Origin of the sequence: Mycobacterium sp., assembly GCF_040509115.1 — a bacterium.
Classification (GTDB): domain Bacteria; phylum Actinomycetota; class Actinomycetes; order Mycobacteriales; family Mycobacteriaceae; genus Mycobacterium.
In genome coordinates this window covers 1-7,046 of sequence record NZ_JBEVLO010000057.1, presented here as the reverse complement: position 1 = coordinate 7,046, position 7,046 = coordinate 1, and the positions used below count along the sequence as shown (strand labels likewise).

The 7,046-nt window shown below is 66.8% G+C and carries 10 protein-coding genes; 7 read left to right on the top strand and 3 right to left on the bottom strand.

The features are described 5' to 3' along the window. A partial coding sequence (locus ABW137_RS04440) for an alcohol dehydrogenase catalytic domain-containing protein (RefSeq protein WP_526397281.1) occupies nt 1-281 on the bottom strand: 281 nt, incomplete at its 3' end. Between the two features lie 89 nt (nt 282-370). On the opposite strand from ABW137_RS04440, the gene ABW137_RS04435 reads away from it, so the two are divergent. After that, nucleotides 371-964 carry a TetR/AcrR family transcriptional regulator gene (locus ABW137_RS04435; protein WP_526397279.1) on the top strand — a complete coding sequence of 198 codons (594 nt, stop codon included), beginning with the start codon at nt 371-373 and terminating at the stop codon, nt 962-964. Nucleotides 965-1,029: 65 nt separating this feature from the next. Here ABW137_RS04435 and ABW137_RS04430 read toward each other — a convergent pair whose 3' ends face one another. Then, the gene (locus ABW137_RS04430; protein WP_526397277.1) at nt 1,030-2,043 is read right to left on the bottom strand and encodes a hypothetical protein; all 1,014 of its coding nucleotides are present in this window, start codon (nt 2,041-2,043) and stop codon (nt 1,030-1,032) included. A 372-nt stretch (nt 2,044-2,415) separates the two neighbouring features. Next, on the bottom strand, nt 2,416-3,462 hold the full coding sequence (locus tag ABW137_RS04425; RefSeq protein ID WP_526397275.1) for a GlxA family transcriptional regulator: 1,047 nt from the start codon (nt 3,460-3,462) through the stop codon (nt 2,416-2,418). Nucleotides 3,463-3,699: 237 nt separating this feature from the next. Between ABW137_RS04425 and ABW137_RS04420 the strand changes: the two genes are divergently transcribed. The 6 genes from ABW137_RS04420 to ABW137_RS04395 form a co-directional block, all read left to right on the top strand. After that, nucleotides 3,700-4,215, top strand: coding sequence for a DUF1097 family protein (locus ABW137_RS04420; RefSeq protein WP_526397274.1), 516 nt, complete (start codon nt 3,700-3,702; stop codon nt 4,213-4,215). After that, entirely contained in the window at nt 4,212-4,970 is a 759-nt protein-coding gene (nthB, locus tag ABW137_RS04415; RefSeq protein WP_526397272.1) for a nitrile hydratase subunit beta, read from the top strand. Before ABW137_RS04420 ends, nthB begins: the two co-directional genes overlap by 4 nt. Before the next feature lie 2 nt (nt 4,971-4,972). After that, nucleotides 4,973-5,614, top strand: a complete 642-nt coding sequence (gene nthA / locus ABW137_RS04410; protein WP_526397270.1) for a nitrile hydratase subunit alpha — start codon at nt 4,973-4,975, stop codon at nt 5,612-5,614. Continuing rightward, complete coding sequence (locus ABW137_RS04405; protein ID WP_526397268.1) at nt 5,611-5,994, top strand: nitrile hydratase accessory protein; 384 nt, start codon at nt 5,611-5,613, stop codon at nt 5,992-5,994. The genes nthA and ABW137_RS04405 overlap by 4 nt, the downstream gene beginning before the upstream one ends. A gap of 66 nt (nt 5,995-6,060) precedes the next feature. Further along, the gene (locus ABW137_RS04400) at nt 6,061-6,273 is read left to right on the top strand and encodes a CbtB domain-containing protein (RefSeq protein ID WP_526397266.1); all 213 of its coding nucleotides are present in this window, start codon (nt 6,061-6,063) and stop codon (nt 6,271-6,273) included. Nucleotides 6,274-6,296: 23 nt separating this feature from the next. Next, nucleotides 6,297-7,046, top strand: a 750-nt coding sequence (locus ABW137_RS04395; protein WP_526397264.1) for a CbtA family protein, incomplete at its 3' end; no start/stop codon positions are given.

The following is a 7,046-nucleotide window of genomic DNA, read 5'->3' as shown; positions in this document are numbered from 1 at the left end:
TCGACGATGTTGCCCACGGCGACGGCGTCTCCGACGGCGAAGTCACTGACGTCGTCCCCGACGGCTGCGACGACTCCGACGAATTCGTGCCCGGGAACCAACGGAAAGACGTTGCCGTACGCGGGTTCTCCGTGCCAGGCGTGCAGATCGGTGTGGCAGACGCCGCAGAAGGTGATGCGCACCGCGACGTCGTCGGGCCGCAGGTCCCTGCGTTCGAACTCCCATTCCCGAAGCTCCTGGTCGGAAGCCGTGGCAGCCAGCCCTCGTACCCGTCGCGTCATCGACCCTCCTCAATAAGCAAACCAACTAGTCTGTTTAGCGTACGCCTTGCCTTGGTCATCAAACCAACTGGTCGGTTTAGAATGCGTCCATGCAGACCGCGCCCACCGCTCGTGGCCAGGCCACGCGACAACGCCTGATGGACGCCGCAGCCACCGAATTCGCCCAACGTGGCATCGCGGGCGCCAGGGTGGATCGCATCGTGGCCACAGCGCGCTCGAACAAGGCGCAGCTCTACCAGTACTTCGGGAGCAAGGAACGCCTGTTCGACGCGGTCTTCGACCACCACGTTGCGTGGTTGATCGACGCGGTCCCCCTCGATGCCACCGACCTGCCCGCCTACGCCGTCGCGCTGTACGACATCTGCCTCGACCGACCCGCGCTCGTCCGGCTCGCCGCATGGATGCGCCTGGAACGCAACCCGATGGGCGACCTTCTCCCCCACAGCCCGGATGCCGGGAAGATCGCCCTGATCGCCGCGGCGCAGTGCGCCGGGGACGTCGACGGCACATACGATCCGGCCGACGTGCTGTCGATGGTCACGGCGATTGCGTTGAGCTGGTCGCCCGCCTCACTGCAGGTCGCTGCCTCAGCTTCGGAGCCCAGCGCGGTGCACGACCGCCGTCGGGCTGGTTTGGCGTTAGCCGTACAGAACGCGTTTCACGCTCGCCCTCAAGATGATTGAGGCAGCTGACATTCCGGAATCTCAACGACAACCCGGCCGCACCAGCGGGCGCGAGACCACGATCGTCAATTGACGGACACCGTCCATGCGCATCCTTCACCACCCGGGATGACGTCGATGGCGACCGTCCCCGACGTCGATTTCACCAGGCTGGAGCCGCTCGCCACCGAGGGGTCGGCAGCTCCGCCGCGCAAGGCGCCGTAGTAGATGTTCCCGGTCGAACTGTCCGCGCTGATGTATCCGCTGATGGGCTTTCCAGCCGGACACGTCATCGAGTAGCGCAGTCGCCACGGATCGTCGGCAGTGAAGCTCACCTGACCAGCGCCGGTGCCCGCCTTCTCGAACGGCGTCGTGATCGCCGCTGCCGGTGGGCGCTTCGGCGCCGCCGCCGCCGCCGATGGCGCAGGCTTCTTCGTCGCGGCGACGGGAGCGGGAGGCGCGGGCCTCGGCGCAGCGGGGGCCGGCGGCACGGACCGGGGTACCCGGGCCGGGGGTGTGGCCCTTGGCGTCCGGTACTCGAGGATCGGTTCCCTGGCGACGGGAGCACCTGGCATCGCGATCACCAGTTCCTTTGGCGTCAAGGTGTAGGTAGCCGTTTCGTTGCGCGCCACGAAAGTGCCCGCCGTCGCCGTCACGCCGTCGATCTGCGTACCCGCGCCAAGGCTTAGTCGGACGCCCTTGTAGACGAGGCGCCCGCCCGGCTCCCGGCACACGACCACCAACGACGATGCGGTGCGTCCGGCGACGACCATCTGCAACGGTGCGTCGCAGCGGGCGGCGGGGTTGGTGAAGCCGCGGTCGATCGGCGCCGCCGTCGAAGTGGGCGACGGCGCCACCGGGCTGGTTGGCTTGGCGGGCGCGGCAGCCACCGGCGGAGGGACCGGGTCGGGCATCGACGCTTGCTCGGAACCCGCTGTGAAGTAGCCCAGTTGCCATGCCGACAGGCCGAGCACCGTTGCCAACGACGCGATGGCAATTCTGATCCACGACCCGCGCGATACCCGGGGAGAACCCGCGACGGGGCCCTCGGAGTCACCGAGTGTCGGCAGGTGGTCGATCAGATGCGCCATTCGTGTCACGAAGCAGGAACCCCCTAGCCACGAAGATCGTGTTGCTACAGCAAACCACAATTCGAGCTCAACAAAGGGAACTGTATTCGCTGGGCTACGGCGTGTCGAGCGTTGCCCGCGCCGCGCCCACGCGGTGGCACCGGAAACCAATCGGGGGCATGTCCTCGGCCAGCGGAGGCAACCTCTGGCCACGGGCAACGGGCAGCCAAGCTCCCCGCGATTGCGTGTCGCTTCGAGTCAGCCGAGTCAGCGCCTGCCCGCGCCATTGCTGACCTGGCGGCGGACCTTCGCGCCGATGGCGCCCATGGCGGCGCTCCGAATTTCGGGAGCTCGACGACGCGATCGCCGACCTCGTTGCCTTCCACGCCAGTGGCCGCGGAACTACCCCGCTCGGTCGATGCCCGTCGTGCGGAACCGGTTCCGGTACGTGCCAGGCGAGATTCCCAGGTTGCGGCGGAAGGTGCGTCGCATGGTGTCCGGGCCGCCGAAGCCTGCCCGGCGTGCGATGGCCTCCTGACTGTAATCCCCCGTTGCCAGAAGCACTTTCGCGGCCTCCAGGCGCGCCTGCTCGACGAATCTGGCCGGCGTCATACCGACCTGCTCGCCGAACATGCGTACCAGGTGCCGCTCGCTGACGGCCGCCCGCACGGCCAGCGCCGCGATCGAGTGATCGGCGCCGGGATCGCAGACGATGGAATCCAGAATCTCGCGCAGGCCACGCGGGACCGGAAGGTCGGCCTGTGCCCACACGCTGAACTGGGCCTGGCCGCCCGGTCGTTGGAGGAAGACGACCATCCAGCGCGCCACGCGGCGTGCCACGGCGGGGCCATAGTCGCTCTCGACCAGTGCCAGCGCCATGTCGATGCCTGCGCTGATGCCTGCGCCGGTGATGTAGGGGCCGTCCTGGACGAAGAGGGAGTTGGCGTCGACCTGCACCTTGGGGTAGTCGCGAGCCAACGCGTGGCAGTGCGCCCAGTGGGTGGTCGCCCGCCGGCCGTCCAGTAGGCCGACCGCCGCGAGCACGAAGGCGCCGGTACACACCGAGGCGACTCTGCGCGCCCGCGGCGCCAGGACGCGCACCATCTCGAGCGCGTCTTGGACGACGTCCGGGGTCTGCTCCTCGGGGATGTCGTGTTCGCCGGGGGTGAAGGTGAAGTCGGCAGGAACGCCACCCGGGACGATGAGCGTGTCGAAGAACTCGGGTACCACTGCCAGTCTGGTGTCGGCGTTGAGTGACGCGAAGGCGGTGGTGGCGACGGGCCCGCCCGTCGTCGAGGCAAGCAGTACTTCGTATCTGGCCCCAAAGTCGTTGGCGCGCGCGAAGATCTCCAATGGTGCCGCCACGTCCTGCAGCGTCACCTTGTCGTAGAGAGCGAACACCACCGTCTTGGGTGCGTTCACTCCGGCGTGTCCGTAATCGTCGGCCATGTGTCCTGTGCTGCCCTTCCGTCTACCCCGCTCACGTACGAAACTCGACTGCACAGGTCAGCGTCGATCTGGGAGAACCGATCGACGTCCGTGCGCTGGGAGGCGACGGAGTCAAGCTATCCGCGTTCTGTTACCGGGGCGTTGCCAATGATCGGCGATCTTCAGCAGACCCCGTGTCGTCGGCGTTGATGACATTCGAAAACGGCAGCAGCCCTTCACAATTGAAAGCAGTTTCGCGTGTCAGAAAAGAACGCACTCACAATCAGCATCGGGGTCCTCGGCGCCATCGCCGTATGGTTGACCGCCGAGGTCGTCCAGGTACCCGTCTGGGTGGTGTTCATCGCCTGGGCGTCCTTCTTCATCCTGGGCGGCGGCCCGCGAGGGCTGTTGCAATCGGCGTCGAGCAACCTGACCGGGATCGTCATCGCATCGCTGTGCCTTCTCGTCTCGCAGCAAGCGGATTTCGGAGTGTGGCTGACCGGCGTGGTCGTCGGCATCGGAAGCGCACTCATGGTGGCGGTGTCGCGGGTGCCACTCTTGGCGGCGATCCCCGCCATCGTGTGGGGCTTCGCCTCCACGGTCGGCACCAGTGCGGTGACGGGTCGAGAGATCGTCTACACCGACTCCATCGGGAACCCCGTCCTGATGGTCGTCACGGCCATGCTGCTCGGCGGGCTGTTCGGCATCGCGTCCGAAGCCCTCGCCAACGTCATGACCACCACCCGGCAGGAAAGCGAGGAAGCGACCGCATGAAGCTCCAGCACACGCTCGGAGGCCTCGAGGGCCTCGGCCCCGTCAACTTCGAGAAGAGGGTGTTCGTCGAAGACTGGGAGAAGCGCATCTTCGGTATCCACACCGCGCTGATGGGATTGAGTGACTCACTGCGACAGGCGGTTCCGGGATACGAGCTCGACGCGGTCGAGACGTCCTTCCACACGACGTGGACCTGGGCCGACCTCCGCAAGGGCGCGGAGGCGATGAACCCGTTCGATTACTTCAAGTTCCGTTACTACGAGAAGTGGCTCGGTGGCATCAGCGCGTACTGCGTGGCGCAGGGCTACATATCGGAGGGCGAACTCGACGCGCTCACCGAGCAATGCCGCACGGCGGCAGAGGCGCAACTGCCTCAGCGCGAGAGCGATGGCGTCGACGAACAGGTCATCCGCTATCTGCGCGAGGGCGATTCGCCACGGCGCGGTCCGGCGACGCCGCAGTTCGCCGTCGGAGACACGGTACAGATCGCCAATCCCCCCAGCGGCGACCACACTCGGCTTCCCGGGTATCTCCGTGGGCACACGGGCGTCGTCGAGTCGATCTCCGAAGGCAACTACACCTACTTCTGCTCCACCGGCGGGGACGGACTTGGCGAACCGGTCCCGGTGTACATCGTTCGCTTCGAAGGCGCCGGTCTCTGGGGTGCGACGGCCGAGAAGAATCCCAGCCCCCTGTACGCCGAGCTCTACGAGCCGTACCTGACCGCCGCCACCAACCAGGAAGAGGCACCCTGACCATGACCGAACAGTTCGACTACCCGCCCGACCGCGAGGCGGCCAGTGCAGCGAAAGTACAAGCGTTGGAGGCACTCCTGATCGAAAGGGGCGTCATCACCGCCACGACGGTCGACAAGGTCCTCGGCTACTTCGAGTCCGAGATGACACCGCTGAACGGCCAGAAGATCGTCGCGCGGTCGTGGGTCGATCCCGACTTCGCGGCACTGCTCGCCAGGGACGCGCCCGCCGCCATCGCCCAGCTCGACCTCCCAGAGGGTATGGCCGGGGCCGAAGGCGAGCACATTGCCGCGGTGGTGAACGAGCCCGGCGTGCACAACTTGGTGATCTGCACGCTGTGCTCGTGCTTCCCATGGCCGGTGCTGGGCCTTCCGCCGTATTGGTACAAGGATCCGGTGTTCCGGGCCCGCGCGGCGCGCGAACCACGGGCCGTACTCACCGAACTCGGCGTCCCGCTAGACGATGACACCGAGGTGCGGATCTGGGACTCCAGTGGCCACTCCCGGTGGTTCGTCGTCCCCTCCCGTCCCGATGGCACTGACGGTTGGTCCGAGGAGCAGCTCGCCGCGCTGGTCACGACGGAATCGATGATCGGCGTGGCGGTCGTCGAACCACCTTCAATCGCAGTGGGGAGCAACGCATGACCGCGAACGACGTGCAATACGACGAATCGGGCAAGGTCCACTTTCACGACAGCTGTGTCACCGACACCAACCAGCCGATGTTCGAATCCGAGTGGCAACGAAGGGCTTTCGGTCTAGCCGTAGCGTTGTCGGAGTTCGACCACTACAGCTGGGACGACTTCCAGGGTGAGTTGATCCGGGCGATCGACACGTGGGAGAAGAAGGGCGACGGATCAGAGTCCTGGCAGTACTACGACCATTGGGTCGAAGCCCTTGCGCGTGTCGTCGAAGACCATGGCCTGCTCGCCGACGGCTACGTCGGCCCACGCGAGCGCGACCACGACGACGAACATCACCGCGACGACCACCACGGCGACGACCATCACGGCGACCACCACTAAGACGACCACCACCGCGACTGACTCGCACCCTCACCCAGCCCGCCACCACCACACATTGGAGAAGCCATGTCCCACAGCGCCGTCCTGACACCCGAACTCGACGTCCCCTCGATCCCGATTGCGAAGATCGTGCCATGGGCGGTGTTCTACGGCCTGCTAGCGCTGCTGACGTTGTACTTCGTCGGCACTGAGCAAGGCGCCGTGTCGGCCTTCGCGGGCACGGGAGTCCACGAATGGGTCCACGACGCCAGGCACCTGCTCGGCTTCCCCTGCCACTGATCGCCAACCCCTCGGAGACATTGATGACTACTCGCGCCTTCCTGATCCGCGGGCTGCTCGCTGGCCTGCTGGCAGGTCTCGTCACCTTCGCCGTCGGTTACCTGGTAGGAGAACCGCAAGTGGAGAGCGCCATTGCCATCGAGGAGTCCGGCGCCGCACCAGCGGGGTCCGACCATCACGACGGAGCCGAGCCCGCCCATTCCCACGACGAAGGCGCTGCCGCCGTCAGCCGACAGGATCAGTCGACCTGGGGTCTTGCCACGGGAACCGTGGCGGTCGGGGTGGCGATCGGCGGGGTGCTGGCACTGGTCGCCGCCAGCGCGATGGGCCGCGTCGCCGGCCTCTCCCCCGCAGGTGCGGCGGCAATAATGAGTTCGATCGGCTACGTGGCGGTGGTGCTGGTGCCGTTCCTCAAGTACCCAGCGTCGCCGCCGGGCGTCGGTGACGCCGACACGATCGGCCAGCGAACCGTCCTGTACTTCGCCTTCGTGGTCGTCTCTGTGGTCGCCGCGGCCGCAGGCACGACGCTCGCGGCAAAGCTGTTCTCCGCGCGCGGAATTCAGGACGCGGTGCTGGCGGGGGCGGGAACCTACCTGGCGGTCATGGCGCTTGCCAGCATCCTGATGCCCGCCGTCGACGAGATCGGCGACTTCCCCGGGGACGTGCTCTGGAACTTCCGGGTCGCCTCGCTCATCACCTCGGCCGTGCTGTGGGCGGTCAGCGGCACGGTGCTCACGGTGCTGGTGCGTCGCCTGCAGGTCCGCGAGGCTGCC